Genomic DNA, 25,367 nt, shown 5'->3' on the forward strand with positions numbered 1-25,367 from the left:
AACTAACAAAACGAAAATAGAATCATAGAATACTTTTTAATATTTAATTTTAAACGTGCTGATCTAATAAAATTGTATTACCATCAGGATCGATGACTACAACACTTCCTGGACCGCTTGAATTCTCATCTGCTTCTTGTTCTAGTTTGATGCCTTTGTTTTTCAAATCTTTTTGAATTTCTCTTACATCATCAAAACTTTCGAGTTTATTAGCTGCAGTATCCCACCCAGGATTGAACGTCATAATATTGTTTTCAAACATTCCTTGAAAAAGCCCAACAAGAGCATTTTCATTTTTCATAATCAAATAATTTTTTTCAATATCTCCTGCAAATACTTCAAATCCTAAGTTTTCATAAAACTTTTTGGATACATGTATATCTTTTACGCTCAGACTAATTGAAAATGCTCCTAATTTCATAGTTCTTAATTTATATGGTTTAGTTATTTAATCCGTAGTATTTTACGAGTAAAATACTCAGGTTAGTGGTGTTCATAAATGTTTTGACTCTATGAAAGTTACTAATTTTTTTTAGATAACAAACACAAAAAAAGGGTTGACTAATTAATCAACCCTTTTTAAGTTCGCTAGTAGAATATATTAAATCTGACTTAATCCACCATCTACTTCTAATTCTATTCCGTTTATATACGAAGCATCATCTGATGCAAGAAACAAAGCTGTTTTTGCGATTTCTTCTGAAGTTCCGAAACGACCAAGAGGCACTTGTTGTGCAAATCCTTTTCCCATTTCGGTTACAACGTCTTCTGGAAGCCCCATTTTTCCGTAAAGTGGAGTTTCAATAGGTCCGGGAGCAATTGCATTCACTCGTATTCCTCTAGATTTGACTTCAGATGTAAGTACTCTTTGATATGCTCGTAAAGCTCCTTTTGAGGCAGAGTAGATCCCTAATCCGTCAAAACCTTTTTGATGTACAATGGAATTTGTAAACAAAATCGTACCACCATCATTGATATGTGGTAATGCTTCTTTTGTGGCAATAATAGGACCTTTGACATTGATGTCGAATATGTGATTATAATGCTCTTCAGTAATATCTGTGGTAGGAGTAACAGGCGCAATTCCAGCATTTAGAAAAAGTATGTCAATTTTTCCGTATTTGTTAGTTGCTTCCTGAATAAGACGTTTATTGTCTTCTGCTATTGCTACATCTGCTTTTACAGTAATAAAGTCACCTTCTAACTCTTTAGCGACTTCATCCAGTGCTTCTTGTCGTCTTCCAGAAACCACTACTTTAGCTCCTTCTTTAAGATATAATTTAGCAGTTGCTAATCCAATACCGCTATTTGCTCCTGTGATCACGGCTACTTTGTTTTTTAATTTGCTCATTTTATATGTTGTTTATTTGAAACAATCGTTTCAAATTAAGTTAAAAAAATATTAGTATAGTACTTTTAGTACTGTTTTGATTATGTTTTGTAGATCCTCTTCATTTTTATTTAAAATACCTGTCATTCTCAATCCTTGAATAGAAGTATATAAGTACAATGCGTATTGATTGGGATTCTGATCAGTGTTAAATATCTTTTCCATTTGACCTTTACTAACAATATCTTCAAGCATTGCAATCATTCTATCCTGATTCTTCTCTATGAATGATTTAATAGTATGATCTTGATTCGCCATTTCAGATTTACAATTAACAATAAGACATCCTTTTCTATCATCATCTCCAATAATGTCATTAAGAGTTAATTTAAAAATAGCTTCAATAGCATCTGTAGCATTATAAGCTTCCGCTAGACCTTTCCCAAAATTTTGATTAGCACCTTGTTGATAGAAGGCCAATACCTCCATAAATATACCTAATTTACTCCCAAATGAATTATAAATACTAGATCGATTAAGATCAGTAGCGTCTACTAAATCTTGCATAGAAGTGCCGTTGTATCCTTTTTTATGGAATACTTCTGTTGCTTTCTGCAAGACATTGGTTCTATTGAATGTTTCTACTTTTGGCATGTGTTAATGAAATGATCGTTCCAAAATTAATTATAATTCTGAGTTCCTAATGTTATAAAAATACTAAAGTTTTAAAATTTCTTATAAAACTAACTTCATCATAACATCTGTTTGTTTCTCGGAACCTAGCATAAATGTATGCTTATCAAAGGTTTTGAACCCATTTCGTTCATAAAACTTGATTGCTCTGGTGTTTTGATCCCAAACTCCTAACCAAATGAATATAGCCTTTTTTTCTTCAGCAATTTTCATTACCTCGTCAAAAATGTATTGTCCCACACCTTTGCCTTGATAAGATTTTATCACATAAATCCTTTCAATTTCTATGGAATTTCCTTTTATAACTTCCGTTTGGGCTGTTCCGGAATTAAGTTTTACATAACCAATAATTTGATCGTGATGCATGACAAAGAAAAATTGAGATTCTGGATGTAGAATTTCATTGGTGATTTTTTCTAATGTAAATTTTTGACTTAAATAATAATGAATATTTTCTGGCGTATTATGTGGAGGACCGAAAGCATCATAGAATGTTTTACGACCAATTTCCAGAAGTTTATGGTTATCCTCAGGAAGAATTTTTACTATTTTTAATTCTTTGGATTCCATAATTCAATTTTTTTAAACAATTCGTTTAATAACTCTTAACTTATGAGTATATAAACGTTTTTCTCCGTTAAATATACCTGTATGATCTATACGATCCACACGCACTTTACCGTGCGCATGGATGATATAGTTATCTTTCATAATAATACCTACGTGTGTAATCATACCTTCATCATTATCAAAAAAAGCGAGATCACCTGGTTCGCTTTCTTCAATAAAACTTAATGGTTCTCCTTGTGTCGCTTGTAAAGAAGCATCACGTAAGAGTTTGTATCCATTTAATTTGTACACCATTTGGGTAAAACCACTGCAATCAATACCAAAGTTTGTTTTGCCACCCCATAAATACGGAGCATTTAGAAAAAGGTACGCGGTTTCTACCAATGTTTCTTTTGGTCGCATATCAATGACTCTATTGCCATCATATTGGTGTTTGAAAAAATCTAAAGCTCCTAATGAAGATCCTAGTACTATAGGCATTAGTTGATTATCTTCACAACTTACAAAATCAATTAAATCAGCTGTAAGATTTAAAGATTTTGTATCGAAATCTTTGTATTCTTCTTCAGTAATTTCTATATATTGTTTATTGTCGATCCAACCTTCATAGGCATCGAAAGCCAAACGGATTCGACTCCATTTTTTTCGTTTTTCTAAAACTTTAAAGTGTTCACCATACAAAACCTGAGATACCATTTCACTTGGATCACTTGGTTCTAAACGTAAAGGGACAATACTAAGATTGCAAATACCGTATAGCATGAATGTTTATAGGTACTAGATATTAGACATTTAATAAAATTACTACTTATAGGTTGCTTAGCTTTTTAGGCTATGCACGCTCAATTACCATGGCAGAAGCACCACCGCCACCGTTACAAATTGCTGCTGCTCCGGTTTTAGCATTATTTTGCTCTAAGACATTCATTAAAGTAATCAGAATACGAACACCAGAACATCCTAATGGATGACCTAAGGAAACCGCTCCACCATTAACATTGGTGTTAGAATCATTTAATCCAAGTATTTTCATATTTGCAAGTCCAACAACAGAAAAAGCTTCGTTAAATTCAAAGAAATCAACATCATCTAATGTAATTCCTGCTTTTTCAATTGCTTTTGGTAATGCTTTTGCAGGAGCAGTTGTAAACCATTTAGGTTCCTGTGCTGCATCTGCATAACTTTTAATTTTTACTAAAGGTTTTAATCCAAGTTCGGCTGCTTTTTCCGCACTCATCACTACAACAGCTCCAGCACCGTCATTAATGGTAGAAGCATTAGCAGCAGTAACTGTTCCGTCTTTTGAGAAAGCAGGGCGTAAAGCTGGGATCTTCTCCATTTTTACGTTTTTATACTCTTCATCTTCTGTAATCATAACAGGTTCTCCACGACGTTGTGGTACGGGAACAGGTACAACTTCATTTGCAAATTTACCTTCTGACCAAGCCTTTGCTGATCGTTCATAAGATTGAATCGCAAAAGCATCCTGATCTTCTCTACTAAAATCGTGTTCTGTAGCACAAAGATCAGCACAAACTCCCATGGCGTTTTGATCATATACATCCACCAAACCATCACGTTGCATACCGTCTTCCAGTGTTTGGGAACCAAATTTATGGCCAGTTCTTAATCTTACATAATGAGGAATTAAACTCATATTTTCCATTCCACCAGCTACTATAATATCCGCATCTCCTAAAGCAATAGCTTGCGCTGCATGCATAACAGCTTTCATTCCACTAGCACAAACCTTGTTAACAGTAGTACAAGGTACAGAATCGCTAACACCAGCACCTAAAGCTGCTTGTCGGGCGGGTGCTTGTCCGTTTCCGGCTTGAACCACATTACCCATAAAAACTTCCTGAACCAATGAAGGATCTAAATTAATCTTGTCTAATGCACCTTTGATAGCTATTGATCCTAATTGGGTCGCAGGAACTGTAGATAAACTCCCTAAAAAACTGCCTATTGGTGTACGCGCTGCTGATACTATTACAACTTCTTTGCTCATTATATTTGATTTACTATATGTGTATATGTTATTTTGCGAATTTAAGGATTTTTGAAGGATATACATAGTTAAGTTATCCATAGGATTTATAAAGCTTGAATTAGAAGAAACTGCTATTTTCTGAGCTTCTTTGTACTGACTTATTTTTTAGTACTTTTGAGTAATTTATATCAATATTCTAGTGAAAAATTTTTTAAATAATTTTTATAGAAACCAATCCTTTTTTTATAAAGGTTTTCTTTTTATAAGTACTTTGATTCTCATAGTGTATTTATTCCCAAAAGGAGGAGTGTTTAAGTATGAGTTTACGAAAGGTAAGCCGTGGCAATATGAAAATTTATATGCTCCTTTTGATTTTGCTATAGCAAAAACTCAAGAAGATATAGATGCTGAGAAGAAAAGAATTAAGGATAATAACATTCCTTATTTTGAATATGATACTATCGTTGCCAATACTTCTAAAGATGCTTATGATGCTGCATTTAAAAGTAATTTAGAAATCCTAGATCAGAGCAGTTCGGCAAAACAAGCAAGGCTTTTTGGTAGGATATTACTTAATGATATTTATAGATATGGTGTTTTACAGGAGTCATATTCTTATGAAAGCAAGAGACAGATATTTCTAAATAAGGGAAATAAAGCTGAAGCCATAACTTTTGGTCAAATATTAACTCCTAATTCTGTTACTTCATTAATTAGTTCTAGAATTGATAAAAGCGAGTACGTCAAATTTAAAAGTGGCTTTGTCGCGTTGTTTTATGATTTGGTTAAACCTAATGTATCCCTTAATCAGAAATTAACTGAAAGTACACTTGATAATGAATTGGCTCAAGTGCTAACTACTAGAGGAAGCGTTTCTAAAGGTAGTAGAATTATAGCTAAAGGGGAAGTGGTAGAAGGTAATAGATTACAAATATTAACTTCTCTTAAAGCGGAATATGAGTCTCAAGTTTGGAGCGATAAGAATTTTTATTGGATTGTTTTTGGATACGGTATACTAGTTTCTTTAGCGTTACTGATGTTGTTGCTTTTTATTAGAAAATACAGAAGAGATATTTATGATAATAATACGCAAGTTACTTTTATAGCATTTAATATTCTGATCATGGTTTTGATTACTACGCTGGTCGTAAAATATAAGTCAGATTATACATATATAGTTCCCTTGTGTATTTTGCCATTAATTTTAAAAGCGTTCTTTGATTCAAGACTTGGGTTATTTACACATGTGGTAACCGTGTTAATTCTCGGTTTTGTAGTTCCTAATAGTTATGAGTATACTTTTTTACAAATTATAGCGGGTATTGTAACCATATTAACTATTTCTGAATCCTATAAAAGAGCAAACTTGTTTATTACTGTTGGTCAGATCACTATGATTTATATTTTAGCATACCTTGCTTTTCATATAATTCATGAAGGAAGTGTTAGTGATATTGATTGGACAACTGTTGGTTTATTTATAATATGTGGTTTTGCAACATTAATTGTGCATCCATTGATTTATGCATATGAAAAAATGTTTGGATTAATATCCGATGTTTCCCTTTTAGAGTTAAGTGATACCAATTCTTCTTTATTAAAGGAGTTATCAGATAAGGCACCGGGAACATTTCATCATTCTCTTAATGTTGCCAATATAGCCGAAGCTGCGGCCAGTGAAATAGGTGCAAATGTGATGTTGGTTAGGGTAGGAGCACTATATCATGATATTGGTAAAATGGCAAACCCTACTTATTTTACAGAAAACCAAACAGCATCTGGGAATGCACACGATGTTTTGTCCCCAAAAGAAAGTGCTAAAATTATTATAAACCATGTGATTAGAGGTATTGAAATAGCCAAAAAGAACAAATTACCAGATCGAGTTATTGATTTTATAAGAACTCATCATGGAACAAGTACGGTGTATTATTTTTATATGAAGGCCAAAGAAATTAATGAGAATGTGAATATAGAAGATTTTCAGTATCCAGGGCCGAAACCTTTTTCTAAAGAAACAGCAATTTTGATGATGAGTGATAGTGTAGAGGCAGCTTCCAAAAGTTTAAAGAATCCAACTAGTAGTTTGATTGATTCTTTTGTTGAGAAAATTGTAACGAAGCAAATGGAAGATGGACAATTTCTTAATGCTAATATCACATTTAAGGAAATTCAACAAGTAAAAAAGGTATTCAAACGTAAATTAACGAACATATACCATCTTAGAATAGAGTATCCAGAGTAGTAATTGAGCCTGTGAGTGATTGAGTAAAGGAGTTTTTGGCTATTTCTAAATGATACATTGTATGAGCCGCGAGTTAGATGAATATGCTTCATAATAATAGTATTTCCACTAGTTATAGACTGACAATCCAACAATCCAAAGATCCTAACTCTTCAAATACTTTCCATCCATCCAGAAAGTTCCGAATGGAATTACAGAACATAATAAAACAATTCCTAAGGTTTTATTATTCCATTTTTTTTCTGGTTTTACTAAAAAAGCAAATACGATATAAATAAGAAATAAAAAACCGTGTGCCATACCAATCACTTTGTTAGGTTCTGGTGATGCGAACAAATATTTTAATGGCATAGTGATAAATAAGATAAGTAAATATGAAATTCCTTCGAGATAACTAATTAACCTGAAAATACTAACCATAAAATTTTATTTAATAAAAGTAATACACAAATTTAAAACGTTATAGATATAGTTGTGCTATCTATTATCTATTTTTTATTACTATAATCTAATTCAAATACTTCAAGATCAAAATAAGGAATAGCCGATAATAAATGATCAAAAATATCCGCTACTATTTTCTCATAGTTTTTCCAGACTTTATCATTACTAAAAGCATAGATCTCTAAAGGAGTACCTTGAGCAGTAGGAGCTAATTGTCGACTCATAATAGTCATTTCATTATTGATATACGGATGACTCTCTAGATATGATTCTACATACTTTCTAAACACCCCCATATTTGATAGGTTGCGACCATTCATTAAAACTTCCTTATCAATTTGATGCTCAGTATTAAAAGATGTTACTTTATGCTGTGCTTCTTCAAGATATTCTTTAATTATTTCTACTTTTTTAAGACGATCTACATCATTTTCTGATAAAAATTTAATACTCGAAGCTTTTATTAAAATAGCTCTTTTAATTCTTCTTCCACCAGAATCCATCATTCCTCGCCAATTCCTAAAGGATTGAGATGTTAAGTGATAGGTAGGGATCGTGGTGATAGTCTTATCAAAATTCTGAACTTTTACGGAGGATAGATTGATCTCAATTACATCTCCATCTGCTCCATATTTAGCCATTGTAATCCAATCACCAATTCTTACGGTATCGTTTACAGCTACTTGTATACTAGCAACAAAACCCAGGATAGTGTCTTTAAATATCAGCAGTATAACAGCAGACATAGCTCCAAGAGCTGTTAAAAATGTCCAGATAGATTTTCCAGTAATGGATGAAAAGATAAAAATTATTCCAATTAGCCATACAATAATCATAAAGACCTGGACATAACTATCTATTGGCTTATCCTTAAAAGATTCTAAGGATTTTAAGAAATCCCTAAAGGTTCTAAGAATACTTCTTACAATCCAAATGACCAGAGCAATCACAAAGATATCAAAGAGAATTTCTAAGTAACCTTCTGCAATAGGAAAGGCTATAAAAAGCTTTGGTATTATCCATATACTTATCGATAATGGTATTATATGAGACAAATAATCGAAAGTCTTATTCTTTACCAAATAATCATCAAAAGTGTTTTTTGATTTAGAAGCGTATCTTTTGAAAAGGTTTAAGATTACTTTTCTAATAATTCTATCTAAAACATATACGATTATTAATAATGCGAAAAAACCTATAATTACATTTAGATACTCTGCTATACTTTCAGAAACTCCATTGTTTACTAGGAGTTTATAAAAATAACGTGTTAACTCTTCCATAAAATATAAATCAATCAATAATTAGATAGTGTGCAAATTAAGCTTGAAGAGTTTTCCTAAACAAGTTTATACCAGATTAAATATTGCAACTGCATATAAGTAGAATCTAACAAAGCGTAATAATCCAAAAAGTAAATAGTTGATAAATGGATACTTTATCATTCCTGCGGCAATACTAGTAATAGAAAATGGTATTGGAAGTAAAGCTCCAACAACGATTAAAAAACCACCCCATTTGCGAGTGTTTTTGATATGTTTAGCCATTTTTACCTCCAGATAATCATGCACTGAAGGTATTTTAGTGATTAATTTTCCAATATAATAGGATATAATACCACCTGCATATGATAACATAGCTAATATAGTGAGGTATAAAATTGGACTGGATGCTTTATCACTCCAAGCAATAAAAATTTCTGGAGGGATCAAGCCTAAAAAAGATTCAGACGCAAAAAACACGCCAAAAACTATATAATCAGCGTAATTTTCTGTTACATAAATCAGTAAATCATTGATATTAATAACGAAATAGTTAAGCAGCAGCAGGCCTGCTATAAATAACAGTATTGGTGGTAGTGCTTTTTTTAAGCTAGTTCCTAAGAATTTATAGAAACCTGTATAACTATAATATTGATGCAGTAATTGCAATCGTGTTTTTTTTACAGATCGGGGATTCATTTTCATAACAATTTTTCCACAAGGGGACAAAAATAATATTTAATTGATTTTTTCACGTTTAAAAAATCATAAAGTTTGTCGAAAATTTGTTGTTATAATTACAATATATGAATAGAATCTTATAAAATTGTTGTTATAATTAATTTCATAAACACTTTAACCTGTGTATGTAAACTAAAAAAACCCTGAAAAATCAAGGTTTTTTTATTATATATCAGAGAAAGTATTCGTTCTATTTATATTCTAAGCATTTAAGGCATCCCTATAATCAGCTAAATCCATAACATTCATCTTGTTTTTTAAATCCTTAAATAAGGAAATAAGGTACATTAGACTTTCAACAGGATTTACATCATCACTTTTTTCTAATGGTTTTTCATTTTCTTCACCTTCTTCTACATCTTCGATAGGTTCATCATCAGGAATCGGGATTAAGAAACTATCATTTTCTTCGATATGTTCGTAGGTAAGTCTTAATACCTTAACCACTAGAGGTACTTGTTGTTCTAAAGCATAGGATCTCAATGCTTTAAGATCTTCAATTAGTGTGTTTGTATTGATTCCGGATTTTTCCAGATCTGTCAGAATTTTGTCAATTAATTTGAGTGCCTTTTTATTTTCCAAGGATTATAGAATTAGTTTGGTTTAAAAAATGATTACGGCAAATTTAACTCTTTATGTAAATCTTTAAAATCTTTTAAAACAATTAATTTTTTTTTTAATGTTAAATAAATTTTTTTTTCAAAAAGCAACAATTGATGAATGGAGGAATTTTCCCTGTAATTAACTGTTTTATAATAGGTTATTCAGTAAAACGCCTTGCTGTGCTAGTATTCCGGCTAAAGTTTGAGGTTTAACCGTAACCAAAATTCGTTAATCCTCTTTATCTTTGAAAAGTATTCCAATTACAATTTTTCCCTTACTTTTTTTGTTTTCCCCAACACTTACCTCCTTGAATACAGGAGGTAAGTTCTTCTTGGGGTATTTCGTATTTAAAATAAATCAACAGTTAGATCCTTATATTCTTCTTTAATTGTTATTAATAATTTTCTTTTTCCAAGAGTACTAACTTTATAAACTTTTGTTCCCGTTGTCCAGTTTTCTTTTCTTATAGTCTGTGGCATCATCGGAAAACCATAGCTAAACGTAGATCCATCTGGTTTTGGGCCGATAACTAAAAAGTTATTCCTTGTTAAAGAATTGTTTTTAATTTTAAACTTTATATAGTTTGCGGAAGGATTTTTAGCTTTATTCTTTTTAATGGCTATTTTTTTCGCATCACCTTTAATCGTTTTAGGAGTATTTAAAATACTAAGTTTTGCATCTTTGCTTAATTTGGTGTCTAATTCGTTTGTAATATTCACTTTTGCAGAACCACGACTCCAGATATCTACTCTTGCATTTTCTGCAATCAGACCAGATGCATCAATAGCAGCGAGTTCTGCTGCAATGCGTAGTTCTTTTGTTTTACCATCTATAAAGATTTTACCTATTGGCGCTATAACCTGAATATAATCATTATCAAGGTTAATAATTCTGGTTATATCGTGAGTTCCGCTTTCTACTCTTTTTATATTAGGAGCTCCGATAATTATTTTTGCATTTTCTGAAGGCTGTATCCATTCTTTTTGGTTCAAATGTAAAGTACCATCTACTACTTCTTTCTCTATGTAATCAAAAAGATTAGCATCTGTGGTAATTGTAAGACTTTCTTCTTTAGATTGATCAATAATTACTTGAGCATAAAAATTGATCTTTATGTTTTCAATGGTAGTAACATCAAAGGTTTTGGTTGTAATTTCTTTATTTCCTTTTATTTGTGCTGTGGCAGTGAATCCAACTACTAGTAACACTATATTTATAAGTTTTTTCATGATTTTATATTTTGAATTAAGTTTTTAATAATGTTGTGATTAGTTTTTAGTAAACCACTTTTTTGTGATTAAATAATCGATTCCGAATCTCCCAGAACCTAAGATTAAATTGTAAATAGCTATCCATAAGAATCCAAATGCGGGTAACATACCCCATATTCCGCTATCGGATTTCTGGAAGATGATTGCGACTAACATGGTACACATAATGAAGAAAGAAGCGACTCTGGTTTTGAAACCTAAAGCGAGGAATACACCTCCAATAGCTTCACTTGCTGCACCTATCCAGGCAAAGAAGACTGGGGACATTGCGAAAACTCCTCCGTATTCTGCAATATCTTTTGGAAACCACTCTACAACTTCTAGAAAAGCAAGATCAGGAGATCCTTCAGGACTCCACGGTACTCCGAATTTACTTCCTCCAAAATTTACTGCTAATAAATAGCCACAGATTATTCTTGGGAGTGCAAATAGTAAATCCGAAGACCAATGTTCCATAGTGATCGGAGCGATAATTTTTTTAATTACATTTTTCATGACTGAAATGATTTTAGATTATTTGATGCTCCAAATGTCTTAATCAGTCTTGAATCCTGCGCCCCAAAACAAAATAGGACGGCTCAAATTATAATTTGAGCCGTCCTATTTAAAGTGAGACAGTATGTTAACGTACTACTTTTTAGCTTCTAACAGTACAATTTCATAATCAGATTTTATCGTTACACTTCCTTCTTTTACAGTGGCTGTTGTTCCAGAATAGGTGTCTGTTAAAACAGCACCATCTTTAAAGATTGAACTAACTTTTAAGGTTTTTGTACCTTTTCTTTGGTTTAATCCTATTACAACACCATCACTGGCATTAGCTTTACTGAAAGTTCTAGAAAAAACATAAGGAGTTTCGCTAATCATTTTGTGTTTTCCTGCACCAATCGCTGGATGATCTTTTCTGAATTTCCCTAGTTTTTGCCAATGCTGTAATAATTCTTTAGTTTCTTCTTTTTCTAAATCATCCCAGTTCATATTAGATCTCAGTGTTGCATCTCCTTGTGCTCCTTCTATGATCAAAGATCTTCCTGTTTCATCACCATAATATACCTGAGAGATGCCAGGAGTTAATAAAAGTTTAGTAGCAGATTCAAAGGTTTTATTTCTTTCCTTATCAAATGGGTCTCCATCATCGTGAGAAGTGATATAATTCATTACGCTTTTACCAATTAAACCCGTTTGCATTGCAGCACTGTATTTACTATACAATTTTTCATAGCTTAATCGTTTTGCATCATATTTGAACTGAAAATTGATTAGGTTATCAAATCCATTAGCATAATAATCTACTTTACGATCTCCAAAATCATAAAAACGTTTTCCATCAATTCCGTATCCATATAATTCTCCTAGGACATAAAACTCATTGTTATCTAATACTTTATTAGGATTGTTTTTCTTCCATTCTGAAAAAGCAAGCTTAGCTTGTTCTGCTAATACGCTCCAAACTCCTTCTTCTACGTGTTTTACTGTATCCACACGATATCCATCAATTCCTAGTTCCTTAACATAATCAGTTAACCACTTAATGATGTAGTTTTTTGGAGATCGTTTAAGACCTGTTTTAGCAAAAAAGATTTCTAATTCATCCAACTCCGCATCAAGTCTTCCTTCTTTTTTCCATTTAGCAACCAATGCTTCTGGGAGTTTTACTTCTTGATCACTCTCTGTTTTTATATCAGGAAGATTCTCCACTAAAGTACATTTTACCGCAGTTTCGTAATCTTTATAGGTACATTGTGGACCGGTACGTACCCAATCATCCGACCAAACGGGATCTTTATCTGTTACAGGACCTGTGTGATTGATAACCACGTCCATAAGGATTCTAATATCATTTTGATGAGCGACTTCAACTAATTTTTTAAGATCATCATAGGTTCCAAAATTTGGATCGATGGTGGTCCAGTCTTTTGCCCAATATCCGTGAAAAGCATAGGTGTTACCGGTACCCTCATCAACACTTTCATGAATTTGTTCTACCAAAGGGTTTACCCAAAGTGCGTTAATCCCTAAATTCTTAAAATATCCATCTTCGATCTTTTGGATGATACCTTTTATGTCTCCACCTTCAAAACCACGTAAAACTCCTGTTTCTTTAGTTCTTTCCAGAACTTCATCATTGGTAGGGTCTCCATTTTTAAATCTATCAGCAAGAAGGAAATAAACGTTTGCGCCTTCCCAAATAAAAGGCATACTTTCTGTTGCTACTGGTTTAATAGTTTTTGATTCTGTAATTGCGGTTTTTTCTGATGTTTCTTTAGTGTCACTTTTACAAGAAATAAAAACACTAAATAATATCAAAAAGCTAGTTGTTAATAAATGCTTCATGTGTTTGATTTTACGTTTCAAAATATTCTTTTTTTCCAAAATAATAAGTGGTAATAGAAGATTTGAAACAATAATAAATACTGGTTTAAGCTGCTAATCTATAAAAATGCACATAAAAAACCATGTCTAGGGAATTGCGAAATTCATAAAAATCACAAAATCAAGGGTTGTTTTGTGATGCTAAATATTGAGAAGGAGAGGTAGTTGTTAGTTTTTTAAAAACTCGATTAAAGGTTGCTTTACTATTAAATCCACATTCATAAGCAATTCCTAATAATGATAATTGTTGTTGTTTTCCTTCTTGGAGCATTGTTTGTACGGCTCTAACTCGATATGAGTTTACAAAATCATTGAAGTTTTTATCAAATCCTGTATTGATGGTATCTGATAAGGTTGGTGCAGGGATTTTTAGCATTTTAGAAAGTTCCGTAAGGTTCAAATCAGGATTAAGAAAAGGTTTTTCATTTTCCATAAATTCCTGAATTTTTTCTTTATTCTTAAGGATGTCTTCACTCAATTCAGTTGGTTGAAGAGTAGTGTTTTCTTTTACAGTGACTGAAAAGTTTAAATTATTCAATTTATTAGTGTCCGTAAAATATCCTTTAATTCCGATGTAGATAATCGCCACTGCAGTAAAAAAATGATACCACCATCGTTGAGTCCAATGTAAGTCAGTAATAATGGAGTCAATAACTCCTTGAAAAACACTGTATAAAAAGAGAAAAGAATAGATGAAAAGAAAATTTCTAATCCAGTTTAACTCTAAACTATAGGTGTTAGAGAAAAACTGCTGAATTTTTTTTCGATACATGTAATAAAGTTGAATAGTAAATGCCAGATATAATAACATCTGTAGATTCTCCACAATTCCGATCAATGGATTTACATATTTTTCATCCAGAAACACTTTTAGATACCCATTTTGTGTATCACCAAATCCCGGTTGAGCGGCATCATATACAAAAATAGAAATCTTATATATGACATATATACCAACGGGAATAAAGTGTATGAAATCCTTTTTTCTAAATCTAAAATTAGAAGTGGTTATGGATTTGACATAAAAATAAAGTAAGGGGCCTGTCGCCAATGATAAGGCAATAAGCCAATAATTAATTTTTGTAGTACGATAGGTATCATACCAATCCATAAAACCAATAGTATAGGTTGTTCTATGATATCCCGTAATAAAAATGAGTATGGCCAATATTAAAGCCGAAACATATTTCTTTTTGAAATATCTTCCTAAAAGAAGGAAAGCAAACACAAAGGCTTGTAATACCAATAATAACAATGGTGTACTATATAAATTGAAAGATGGAAATTCTAAAGGTATTGGAATTGGCATAATGCTAATTTAAATAATTCACAGAAGTATTTTTTATTTTTTTTTTAATTAAAATACTGTTCCTTTGACTATAATTTAATTAGAATGACTAAATTCAAAGCTTGGATCTCTGCTGCAAGACTTCGCACCTTACCTTTATCTGTATCTGGAATTATTGTTGGATCAGCAATGGGACATAAAGATAAAATAGAATCATTAGATGGTTTTTTTTGTTGTTTTGGGTGTCCGAATTTTTATATTACCGATATTTTCTTTTTAGCTATACTCACGACCTTAGGATTACAAATACTTTCTAATTTCGCTAATGATTATGGAGATGGAGTAAAAGGAACTGATAATGAAGATAGAGTAGGGCCTCAACGAGCGTTACAGAGTGGTGCTATTTCTCAAAAAGAAATGTTTAGAGGTATTGTTATTACTGCGATTATCACATTAGCTCTTGCTATTTTACTCATTTACGTGTCTTTTGGGCAAGCATATTTTTTGTATTCAGTTTTCTTTTTTCTTTTAGGTCTAGCAGCAATCATTGCAGCTATAAAGTATACAATGGGGAACTCTGCTTACGGTTATAGAGGTTTAGGAGATGTATTTGTATTTATATTTTTTGGACTCGTTAGTGTGGTAGGATGCTATTTCTTATTTACCAAAAATTTGCAATGGATTGTATTTCTTCCGGCAATAACGATTGGTTTTTTAAGCGCGGCTGTATTAAATCTTAATAATATGAGAGATCACGATAGCGATAAAAAAGCTGGAAAAAACACGATTGTAGTAAAAATGGGATTGATTAGAGCAAAAATGTATCATTATTTCCTAATCCTAGGAGCCATGGCGGTGATGCTTTTCTTTTTATTTTTCACCTATGAAGATTATACTAATTTACTATTTTTAATAGCCTATATACCATTATTAGTTCATTTAATTAAAGTTGTTAAAACTGAAAACACAGTGAATTTAGATCCTGAACTAAAAAAAGTAGCATTATCAACTTTTTTGTTAGCCATATTATTTAGTTTAGGTCAGATTTTATAATTTAGTGACACTGAGTTTTAAAGAGCTTGTAAAGCGAATTTAAAATTGTTAATGGAACTTATCCCACTGTAGAGCGGGATCTATATATAATAAGCAAAAACCTCACACAATGAAAATTACTTTTTTCGGTCATAATACGTTGTTGCTAGAAATCAAAGAAACTAAAGTATTAATTGATCCTTTTATTTCGGGTAATCCATTGACCAAAGACAAATTAAACATCGACGATTTTGAAGTTGACTACATATTATTAACTCACGCTCATCAAGATCATACATTAGACGCGGAAGCTATTGCAAAAAACAATAATGCAATCATTGTTTCTAATTATGAAATTGCTACACATTATCAGGCAAAAGGTATAGAGGTGCATCCTATGAATCATGGAGGAAATTGGGAGTTTGATTTTGGGAAAGTAAAATACGTAAATGCAATTCATACAAGTAGCTTTCCAGATGGAAGTTATGGAGGTCAACCAGGAGGTTTTATTATAGAAGGAGAACATAAAAATGTATATATAGCAGGAGATACAGCACTTACAATGGACATGAAATTAATCCCTTTATCTACTAAATTGGATCTAGCAATATTGCCTATTGGAGATAATTTTACTATGGGAGTTGACGATGCAATTATTGCTAGTGATTTTGTAGAATGTGATAAAGTATTGGGGGTTCATTATGATACCTTTGGATATATAGAAATTGATAAAGATGAAGCTAAAAGAAAGTTTTTTGCTAAGAATAAAGATCTTATGTTGTTAGAAGTTGGTGATAGTATCGTATTATAATGAAAGCGACCTATTATAAACACATTTTAGAATTTAAAAGACCAAGTGGTACTTCTCGAGGAGTATTGAAAACAAAAGAAACCTGGTTTATTGTTATTACTTCTGAAGGAAAACAAGGTATTGGTGAATGTGGTATCCTAAGAACTTTAAGTATCGATGATAGGCCTGATTATGAAGAAAAACTGAAGTGGACATGTACTAACATTAATCTTGGCACTAATCAACTCTGGAAAGAGCTAAAAGAATTTCCTAGTATCCAGTTTGGCGTGGAGATGGCTTTTAGATCTTTAGAAAGTAAATCACCATTTTTATTATTTCCTTCTAAGTTTACTAGTGGAGAAGATACTATTCCTATTAATGGATTAATATGGATGGGTGAGAAAGAATTTATGAAAAATCAAATTACCGATAAATTAGAGCAAGGGTTTGATTGCATAAAGATGAAGATAGGAGCGATTGATTTTGAAGCAGAATTAGAACTTCTTTCTTATATACGTTCTCAGTTTTCTGAGGATACCATAGAACTTAGAGTAGATGCTAATGGTGCTTTTAATACAAATGATGCACTAGAAAAGTTATCGAGATTATATGAGTATCAACTTCATAGTATTGAACAACCAATTAAGCAAGGACAGCAAGCAGCAATGAAAAAACTATGTGCGGCAACACCTTTGCCAATTGCACTGGATGAAGAGTTAATTGGCATTTTTAGTGTAACAGAAAAGAGAAAACTACTACTAACTATACAACCTCAATATATAATTTTAAAACCAAGTTTGATAGGAGGGTTTAGAGGTACACAAGAGTGGATCGATATAGCAGATGAATTAGGCATAGGGTGGTGGATTACAAGTGCATTAGAAAGTAATATAGGATTAAATGCTATTGCCCAGTATACCTATAGCTTACATAGCGAAATGCCACAAGGGTTAGGAACAGGAAGTCTATATACTAATAATATAGAAGCTCCTTTGATAGTAGAAAAAGGCACATTGCGATATGAACCAAAGAACGAATGGAAAGTATCATATTTAGATTAATAAAATAATTGTAGATGTATATAGAACAAGGAAGAAAAGGAAAATTGGGAATGTGGAAGTATCTTCCAATACCAATAGCTTTTTTAGGTTTAATGGGATTAAATTTTTGGTTAGCATCCATAATGGATCTGGATATGAATGCCTTTATGGAAAAACAAATCCTAGCTAAAGGTAAGAATAGGTTTTTTGCAGAAAACCTTATTGTTTTTGCCGTATTCCTTGGAGCATTATTTTTCTGGGTAAAGTATGTTCATCAGCAAAGCATCAGATCGTTAACTACTTCCAGAAAAAAGATAGATTGGAAACGGGTCTTTTTTATGTTCGGATTGATGGCACTATATATATTAATTACCACAGGAATAACCTATTTCATGGTCCCAGAAGATTATGAGATAAATTTCAATGCTGAACCATTTTTTATTCTTGCTACAATTGCTATCATTCTAGTCCCGATACAAACCAGTTTTGAAGAATATTTGTTTAGAGGATATTTGATGCAAGGTTTAGGTTTGGCAACAAAAACAAGATGGATACCATTATTATTAACTTCTGTAATTTTTGGACTAATGCACTCCGCTAATCCTGAAGTAGAGATGATTGGTCCTATTATTATGGTATATTATATTGGAACCGGATTTTTTTTAGGGATAATAACCCTAATGGATGAAGGTTTAGAATTAGCATTAGGTTTTCATGCAGCAAATAACTTGGTAACTGCCTTGTTGGTAACATCTACCTGGACAGCTTTTCAAACAGATTCTTTATTATTGTATACAGCAGAACCGGAGATTAATTTTGAGATTATGATTCCAGTATTGGTGGTATTTCCTATATTTTTATTGATTTTAGCTAAAAAGTATAAGTGGTCTGGATGGAAAGATAAGTTGTTTGGAAAAATAGAAGCAGAACCTTTACTAGAGGAAAAATAACAAATTCATAACACATAATTTACGTAATCATAACCTGTGAATATATTAGAAAATTGAAATTTGGATATGCTAACAGAAGACACTTTTTCTACTCCTAGGGTACATGAAAATTTCAGTATCAATAAACAGTCTCTAGATAATTTAGGCTTAGAACGAATTGCGTATGATTTTATTAAAGAAGGAGAATTTTATGAACAAGAAGTTGGTAGTTTTCTTTTGGATTGGTTGAATGATAAAGATCATATTATAGTTCAAACATCAGGTTCTACAGGTAAGCCTAAGAAAATAAAAATATATAAACAGCACATGATCAATAGTGCTAAAGCTACTGGTAAATTCTTTAAGGTAAAAGAAGAAACTACCGCTTTATTATGCTTGCCAGCTACATATATTGCCGGAAAGATGATGTTAGTGCGTGCAATGGTTTTAGGATGGAAAATTGATTTAGTTCCTCCCAAAACCAATCCTTTGGATACTGTGTATAAGCAATACGATTTTTGTGCAATGGTTCCTTTACAACTTGATAATTCTATCAATAGACTACATTTGATTAAGAAGTTAATAGTAGGAGGAGGAACAGTGTCTGAAAATCTTAAGGAATTAGTCCAAGGAATTAAAACAAAGATTTTTGAAACCTATGGAATGACGGAAACGGTAACTCATATTGCTGCCAGAAGAATTAACCCTAAGAAAAAAGAAAGAAAAGATGCCAAATATTTTAAGGCATTACCTAATATTACTTTAAGTGTAGATGAAAGAAATTGCCTAATCATAAGAGCACCTCAATTAAATGAAGAATTGATAGTGACCAATGATGTTGTGGATTTGAAAACCTATAAAAAATTCATCTGGAAAGGAAGACACGATAATGTGATTAATAGTGGTGGTGTTAAATTATATCCTGAAGAGATTGAAACAAAACTTCAATTGCTTATTGGACACCGTTTTTTTATTACCAGTATTTCAGATGATGTCTTAGGTGATAAGCTGATTTTAATAGTAGAAAGAGATGGTGATGTAAAGGTAAAAGAAACTTTAGAAGAAAGAATAAAACATATACAGACGATATCCAAATACGAAAATCCAAAGGAGATTCATTTCTTACCAAAATTTATAGAAACTGATAATGGTAAGGTACAACGCACTAAGACACTAGAGCTTATTTATAATAAACTATCCTAATTACTTAAGGATTTTCCCTCAGTCAAATTATCACTTCCCTAAATATAGATTGTAATTAGATACATCTCAGCGTAGTTTTATTTCATAATTAAAAACAATCAATTATGAAATCACTACACTACCTTATCTTATTATTCTTTTGTATGGGAATAACTACTGCTCAACAAATAACGGTTGCAGGAACCGTAACAGAGGATGGAACTGGAACTCCTTTGCCTGGAGTAAATGTCCTTATTAAAGGTGCTAACACAGGAACACAAACAGATTTTGACGGAAATTACAGCATTCAATCGACCATTGGTGATATTGTATCCTTTTCTTATTTGGGATATGAAAACCAGGATATTAAAGTAGAAAAAAATATGACTATTCTTAATGTTTCGATGATTATATCCGCCGCAGAACTGGATGAAGTTGTAGTTACAGCTTATGGTGCCCGAAGAACACGAAAAGTTATGGGGTATGCGGTTTCTAGGGTTTCTAGTCAGGAAATTTCTAAACCTAGATCAAGAAGAGAAAGAAAAAGAGATAGGAAAAATAAACTTAGCGGAAAAATAGCCGGAGTTTCAATAACTAGCAATTCAGCTAATGTAACTTCAAGTAATGCTATTAGAATCAGAGGTAACAGCAGTATTTCTAATACTCAGCAACCTCTTTATATTATAGATGGAATAGCCATAGCAAATAAAGATGTAGCAAAGATTCAGCATATTAATCCTGCCAAAATTGCTGATGTAAAAGTTCTAAAAGATAAAAAAGCTACTTCTCTATATGGAACAAGAGCGATTCATGGATGTATTGTGATTACCACACATAAAGGGAATTATAAAATAGAAAACAATGAATCATATGAAGAGATTGTGGAAAACAGCTTTGAAAAAGTAAAAACATCTCCTTTATCTACATTTTCTATCGATGTGGATAAAGCGTCTTATAGTAATGTAAGACGAATGATTAATAATGGGCAGCAAATTCCAGCAGATGCAGTAAAGGTGGAAGAAATGATAAACTATTTTGAGTATGCTTATAAGCAACCAAAAGATGATCATCCTTTTGCAATTCATACGGAATACGGTAATACTCCTTGGAATACTGAAACTCAATTAGTGAAAATTGGTTTAAAAGGAAGGGAAATTCCACAAGATGCAATTCCTGCATCCAATCTGGTATTTCTATTGGATGTATCCGGTTCTATGAATCAAGCTAATAAATTACCATTACTGAAGAAAGCTTTCAAATTATTGGTAAATCAATTAAGAGAGAAGGACAAGGTTTCTATAGTAGTGTATGCAGGAGCTGCAGGAATGGTATTAAAACCTACATCTGGAGCATATAAAAATGAAATTAACCAGGCATTAGATAATCTTAGTGCTGGAGGTTCTACTGCAGGAGGAGCTGGTATTCAACTTGCCTATAAGATTGCACAGAAAAATTTTATAAAAAATGGTAATAATCGAGTGATTCTTGCTACAGATGGGGATTTTAATGTAGGAATGAGTAGTGATAAAGATATGAAAACTTTAATAGAAGAAAAACGTAAATCCGGAGTGTTCTTAACGTGTTTAGGTTTCGGAATGCATAATTATAAAGATAGCAAACTAGAGACTTTGGCAGATAAAGGTAATGGGAATCATGCGTATATAGATACTATGCAGGAAGCTCAAAGAGTTCTAGGTAAAGAATTTGGAGGAACTCTGTATACAATAGCTAAAGATGTAAAGATTCAAGTAGAATTTAATCCAGCAAAAGTTCAGGCATATCGTCTTATAGGATATGAAAATAGAATGCTTGCAGATGAAGATTTTGTGGATGATACTAAAGATGCTGGTGAATTGGGTAGTGGACATACAGTTACTGCGTTATATGAAGTAATTCCGTTTGGAGTAAAAAGCGAATACCTAATGCATATTCCAGAGCTTAAATATACAGACGCTGAAATCACTAAAAATTATGGTGATGAATTATTAACAGTAAAGTTTCGATATAAGAAACCTCAAGAAAACAAAAGTATAGAGATGGTACATGTACTGAAAACTAAAGAAAATAAGGTGTCAAAGGATTTTAAATTTGCAGCTTCTGTAGCATGGTTTGGGATGAAAATCAGGAAATCAAAATACATTAGTAATGAAGATATTAAAGATATCATTGCGTTAGCGGAAGAAAATAAAGCAACAGATAATCAAGGATATAGAGCAGAATTTATTCGGTTGATGAATAGCTATCAGGTAATGTAGTCTCAATTAAACGAGTTCATATTCTGCTTGTTTTTGACATATGTTTTTAGAAAAGTGTTGATGTAAAAGAAAATAGTAATAACTTATACTTTATTAATCTTATATAATAAATTAAATGAAAAAGATTGTACTATTAATATTGCTATTAACTATTACATATGGTTTTAGTCAGGTGTCCAATGGGAAAAATTTTATTGATCAAAATTATATTGATGTTACGGGAAGAGCAGAAATGAAAATCATCCCTAATCAAATCTATTTAAAGGTGTTTTTGAATGAAAATGATAATAAAGGGAGAGAGAAAGTAGAAATACTAGAAAAGAAAATGATAATGACACTAAAAGAAATAGGTATTGACATAGAAAAAAATGTTTCAGTAGCTGATTTCTCAAGTACCTTTAATTTTGGTTTCCTTAAAAAGACTGATATTAGAAAAAGTCGAGAATATCAAGTTTTGGTTGAAGATGCTGAAAAAGTAGGGAATGTTATTGCTGCGTTAGAGAAAAATAATATTTCTAACGTTTCTGTTGATAGAGTTGATCATTCTGATATGGAAAAATTTAGAAAAGATGTGAAAATAAAAGCGATTAAAGCAGCTAGGGAAAAAGCGATTTTCTTAACAGCGGCGATTGATCAGGAAATAGGAAAAGCTATTTATATTCAGGAATTAAGCAATGCATATCAACCTTCTCAATCAAACATAAATTATCAATTAAATTCTAATTCTTATGCTTCCAGAAGGGCAATAGCTGAAGTTCCCAGAGCTAGTTTCAAAAAAATTGAGCTTACATATGGTGTATCTATAAAATTTATATTGTTGTAAAAGAAAGTAATTTATTTTATGATAAAAGAGACACAGGCAAAGCATTGCAGGTGTCTCTTTTTTGTGATACATTTATTCAATATAATTATTTCATCTAATTTTTATCCTAATTATTGATATTGAGTAGCATAAAATATCCAAATTTATGGTAACGTTTAGCACATTAAGGAACTAATTGTTAGAACCGTCAAAGTTTGACTTACCGAAGTAATAGAATTTTGATTATATCATACTTGTATATGAAAATAAAAAACACACAAATTATGAAACAATCATATATTCTTATTGGAGTGCTATTTAGTTCGTTACTTTTTTTTAATACTTCTTTTGCGAATATTTCGAAGGAAAAAGATATCGTAATTTATTGGGATGCTTCTCTTTCACAAAAGAATAAGGATATTAACAAAGAACTAGAGTTTCTAGACGCATTTTTTCAAACTTTTCCAAACTCCAAGGTTAAACTAGTTGTTTTTAACACTTTGATTACGTTTAAAGGAGATTTTGATGTGAAAACGGGTAATTGGAATCCCATTAAGTCACAATTACAAAAAGTTACCTATGACAGTGCTGCCAGCTTTAGCCTAGTAGACACAAAGGTACAAGGAGATATGTTACTCTTATTTTCTGATGGTAAAAGTTATTTACAAGATTTAAAATCTAGTTTGTACAGTCCTAGAATAATTACCGTTAGCAACCAAAAAGATATTGATAAGAAATTTCTATATGAAACGGCTTTTTACAACAGAGGTTATTATGTAAATTTACTTGAATCTAATATAGTAGAAAGTGTAAAGGCTATTAAAGAAGAAAAGATACTACCAAGATTGAAATTTGTTTCAAAAATTGATACAGATAAAAATTATATAAAAGGAACTGTGTTAGATGAAAAAGGAATATTGTCCGGTGTTTCTGTTACCATTGTAAATAAAGATATAACAACGATAACAGCAGAAGATGGTAGTTATACAATTCAGGCAGATCCTGGAGATGTATTGTTGTTTAATTATGTTTCGAAAAAAAAGATCAGTATAGAAATAGGAAATGAAAAATTAATCGATGTACAGATGCTGGATGCTGGTAATGTATTGGAGACAGTTTTTATAAAATCCAATAAATCTGATGACGGGCAAGAAAAAGTAATTATAGGGGACAGAATGGTTGATAAGCGTTCATTAGGTTATGATGTTCAGAATATTAGTGCTGATGAAATAAGTGATGATGAATTTACATTGGGATCTGCTATGGCTGGAAAGTTTGCTGGAGTAAAAATGGGAAATAACAATGATGCGGGTCAAATGCAGATTCGTGGAGGGTTTGGATCTTTTGTATTGACTAATTATCCTTTGTTTGTTATTGATGGTGTTCCAATACCTCGCAGTTCGATAACTTCTAGTGCAAACATGGATTTTATAGATCCTAATAATATTGCCGATATTACTGTCCTCAAAGGATTAGCAGCAACGAATAGGTATGGTTCGCTAGGATCTAGCGGAGTAGTAATTGTGACTACTAAATCTGGAAAATCAAAGTATACCCCTAAAAAGAAAGAAGAAGAAAAACTTGTAATAGACTATAAGATTTTTAAAGATAATCTGGTAGTTGAAAATCTTCCAGTTTCTAATTATATAAAGAGATTAGAAACCTTTACTAGTACTGAAGAAACATATAATCATTATCTGTCATTACAACCAACAAAGTTAGACGATGTAAACTTTTTTGTGGAGAGTGCTTCTTATTTTTTTGATGAAGGGGCATCAGATATGGGGATTCAGATTTTATCGAATTTAGTAGAGTTATTTCCTAATGATACTTCTATTTTAAAAATTGTAGCTTTTACTTTCGAAAAGTATCAATTGTATGATAATGCACAGGAGATATATACTCGTATTATTAAAGTTTCTCCGTCATTATCACAAACTTATTTTGATGTAGCTAAAAACTATGCACAAGGAAAGGAAAGTCAAAATTCTATTGATCAATTTAACAAAATAGTAAATCGTAAAATAAAGGAAATACCTTCATTTAGTGGTTTAAATGATCAAATCTCTAATGATTTTAAATTATTATTATCAAAAAGAAACCAAGGTTGGAAGACTGAAAATATACCATCAAAATACTTTGTGTTACCAAAATATGACGTACGAGTAGTTGTAGAATGGTCCCATCCTCAGACAGAATATGAGTTGCAATATATTAATCCCAAAAAGCAATACTTTAATCTTAGTCACACCTTAGAACAGAACAAGAAAACCTTATTAAAAGAGTTAAAAGGAGGATATAATTCGGAAGAATTCGTTTTATCAGAAACGGATAAAGGAGAATGGTTTCTTAATTTAATTGTTCCTGATAATTATAAACCTGATTCTAAAGCCCCAAAATTTGTTAGAATTAAAGTGTATTCCAATTTTGGTCGACAAAATGTAAAACTTACGACACATCTAATCAATTTGGATACTATAAATAGAAATATAATATTTACCAGTTTTAAAATTTAGCACACTGA

Annotated in this window: 23 protein-coding genes; 9 read left to right on the forward strand and 14 right to left on the reverse strand. The window is 31.7% G+C overall.

Annotated features, from left to right (window positions below):
- Positions 1–49 precede the first annotated feature (49 nt).
- The 6 genes from Q0975_RS10365 to Q0975_RS10390 all read right to left on the reverse strand — a co-directional run bounded on the left by Q0975_RS10365 (position 50) and on the right by Q0975_RS10390 (position 4,604).
- Positions 50–421: a VOC family protein gene (locus Q0975_RS10365; protein WP_299436118.1), complete on the reverse strand. Its 372-nt coding sequence runs from the start codon at positions 419–421 to the stop codon at positions 50–52.
- 180 nt (positions 422–601) lie between these two features.
- Positions 602–1,351: a glucose 1-dehydrogenase gene (locus Q0975_RS10370; protein ID WP_299436119.1), complete on the reverse strand. Its 750-nt coding sequence runs from the start codon at positions 1,349–1,351 to the stop codon at positions 602–604.
- 51 nt (positions 1,352–1,402) lie between these two features.
- Positions 1,403–1,984 (reverse strand): TetR/AcrR family transcriptional regulator, encoded by a 582-nt coding sequence (locus Q0975_RS10375; RefSeq protein ID WP_299436121.1) that lies wholly within the window; start codon positions 1,982–1,984, stop codon positions 1,403–1,405.
- 81 nt (positions 1,985–2,065) lie between these two features.
- Entirely contained in the window at positions 2,066–2,593 is a 528-nt protein-coding gene (locus Q0975_RS10380) for a GNAT family N-acetyltransferase (protein ID WP_299436123.1), read from the reverse strand.
- Between the two features lie 12 nt (positions 2,594–2,605).
- Complete coding sequence (locus tag Q0975_RS10385; RefSeq protein ID WP_299436125.1) at positions 2,606–3,355, reverse strand: C40 family peptidase; 750 nt, start codon at positions 3,353–3,355, stop codon at positions 2,606–2,608.
- Between the two features lie 70 nt (positions 3,356–3,425).
- Positions 3,426–4,604, reverse strand: a complete 1,179-nt coding sequence (locus Q0975_RS10390) for an acetyl-CoA C-acyltransferase (RefSeq protein WP_299436127.1) — start codon at positions 4,602–4,604, stop codon at positions 3,426–3,428.
- A 181-nt stretch (positions 4,605–4,785) separates the two neighbouring features.
- Between Q0975_RS10390 and Q0975_RS10395 the strand changes: the two genes are divergently transcribed.
- Positions 4,786–6,831 carry an HDIG domain-containing metalloprotein gene (locus Q0975_RS10395; protein ID WP_299436129.1) on the forward strand — a complete coding sequence of 682 codons (2,046 nt, stop codon included), beginning with the start codon at positions 4,786–4,788 and terminating at the stop codon, positions 6,829–6,831.
- Between the two features lie 144 nt (positions 6,832–6,975).
- Here the strand turns inward: Q0975_RS10395 and Q0975_RS10400 are convergent, their stop codons facing one another.
- The 8 genes from Q0975_RS10400 to Q0975_RS10435 all read right to left on the reverse strand — a co-directional run bounded on the left by Q0975_RS10400 (position 6,976) and on the right by Q0975_RS10435 (position 14,834).
- Positions 6,976–7,251: a DUF3817 domain-containing protein gene (locus Q0975_RS10400; protein WP_299436131.1), complete on the reverse strand. Its 276-nt coding sequence runs from the start codon at positions 7,249–7,251 to the stop codon at positions 6,976–6,978.
- A 68-nt stretch (positions 7,252–7,319) separates the two neighbouring features.
- Positions 7,320–8,558 carry a mechanosensitive ion channel domain-containing protein gene (locus tag Q0975_RS10405; protein WP_299436133.1) on the reverse strand — a complete coding sequence of 413 codons (1,239 nt, stop codon included), beginning with the start codon at positions 8,556–8,558 and terminating at the stop codon, positions 7,320–7,322.
- Between the two features lie 66 nt (positions 8,559–8,624).
- On the reverse strand, positions 8,625–9,242 hold the full coding sequence (locus Q0975_RS10410; protein WP_299436135.1) for a VTT domain-containing protein: 618 nt from the start codon (positions 9,240–9,242) through the stop codon (positions 8,625–8,627).
- 237 nt (positions 9,243–9,479) lie between these two features.
- Complete coding sequence (locus Q0975_RS10415; protein ID WP_299436138.1) at positions 9,480–9,860, reverse strand: hypothetical protein; 381 nt, start codon at positions 9,858–9,860, stop codon at positions 9,480–9,482.
- Between the two features lie 368 nt (positions 9,861–10,228).
- Positions 10,229–11,110 carry a DUF2807 domain-containing protein gene (locus Q0975_RS10420; RefSeq protein WP_299436141.1) on the reverse strand — a complete coding sequence of 294 codons (882 nt, stop codon included), beginning with the start codon at positions 11,108–11,110 and terminating at the stop codon, positions 10,229–10,231.
- Positions 11,111–11,149: 39 nt separating this feature from the next.
- The gene (locus Q0975_RS10425; protein ID WP_299436144.1) at positions 11,150–11,647 is read right to left on the reverse strand and encodes a DoxX family protein; all 498 of its coding nucleotides are present in this window, start codon (positions 11,645–11,647) and stop codon (positions 11,150–11,152) included.
- A 135-nt stretch (positions 11,648–11,782) separates the two neighbouring features.
- On the reverse strand, positions 11,783–13,486 hold the full coding sequence (locus tag Q0975_RS10430; RefSeq protein ID WP_299436147.1) for an alpha-amylase family glycosyl hydrolase: 1,704 nt from the start codon (positions 13,484–13,486) through the stop codon (positions 11,783–11,785).
- A gap of 160 nt (positions 13,487–13,646) precedes the next feature.
- On the reverse strand, positions 13,647–14,834 hold the full coding sequence (locus tag Q0975_RS10435; protein ID WP_299436150.1) for a helix-turn-helix domain-containing protein: 1,188 nt from the start codon (positions 14,832–14,834) through the stop codon (positions 13,647–13,649).
- A gap of 84 nt (positions 14,835–14,918) precedes the next feature.
- Here Q0975_RS10435 and menA point away from each other — a divergent pair, with 84 nt between their 5' ends.
- The 8 genes from menA (at position 14,919) to Q0975_RS10475 (ending at position 25,359) form a co-directional block, all read left to right on the forward strand.
- Positions 14,919–15,866, forward strand: a complete 948-nt coding sequence (menA, locus tag Q0975_RS10440; RefSeq protein WP_299436153.1) for a 1,4-dihydroxy-2-naphthoate octaprenyltransferase — start codon at positions 14,919–14,921, stop codon at positions 15,864–15,866.
- A gap of 109 nt (positions 15,867–15,975) precedes the next feature.
- The gene (locus Q0975_RS10445; RefSeq protein WP_299436156.1) at positions 15,976–16,656 is read left to right on the forward strand and encodes a metal-dependent hydrolase; all 681 of its coding nucleotides are present in this window, start codon (positions 15,976–15,978) and stop codon (positions 16,654–16,656) included.
- Positions 16,656–17,696 (forward strand): o-succinylbenzoate synthase, encoded by a 1,041-nt coding sequence (locus tag Q0975_RS10450; RefSeq protein ID WP_299436159.1) that lies wholly within the window; start codon positions 16,656–16,658, stop codon positions 17,694–17,696. Before Q0975_RS10445 ends, Q0975_RS10450 begins: the two co-directional genes overlap by 1 nt.
- Positions 17,697–17,710: 14 nt before the next feature.
- The gene (locus Q0975_RS10455; RefSeq protein ID WP_299436162.1) at positions 17,711–18,625 is read left to right on the forward strand and encodes a CPBP family intramembrane glutamic endopeptidase; all 915 of its coding nucleotides are present in this window, start codon (positions 17,711–17,713) and stop codon (positions 18,623–18,625) included.
- A 66-nt stretch (positions 18,626–18,691) separates the two neighbouring features.
- Entirely contained in the window at positions 18,692–19,807 is a 1,116-nt protein-coding gene (locus Q0975_RS10460) for an AMP-binding protein (RefSeq protein WP_299436165.1), read from the forward strand.
- A 104-nt stretch (positions 19,808–19,911) separates the two neighbouring features.
- Positions 19,912–22,041: a von Willebrand factor type A domain-containing protein gene (locus Q0975_RS10465; protein WP_299436168.1), complete on the forward strand. Its 2,130-nt coding sequence runs from the start codon at positions 19,912–19,914 to the stop codon at positions 22,039–22,041.
- Positions 22,042–22,156: 115 nt separating this feature from the next.
- A complete protein-coding gene (locus tag Q0975_RS10470; protein WP_299436171.1) occupies positions 22,157–22,864 on the forward strand; it encodes an SIMPL domain-containing protein in 708 nt (235 codons plus the stop codon).
- Between the two features lie 263 nt (positions 22,865–23,127).
- Positions 23,128–25,359 (forward strand): TonB-dependent receptor plug domain-containing protein, encoded by a 2,232-nt coding sequence (locus Q0975_RS10475; RefSeq protein ID WP_299436174.1) that lies wholly within the window; start codon positions 23,128–23,130, stop codon positions 25,357–25,359.
- Positions 25,360–25,367: the final 8 nt, after the last annotated feature.

The organism is uncultured Aquimarina sp. (assembly GCF_947500065.1).
In the GTDB taxonomy this organism is placed as follows: Bacteria; Bacteroidota; Bacteroidia; order Flavobacteriales; family Flavobacteriaceae; genus Aquimarina.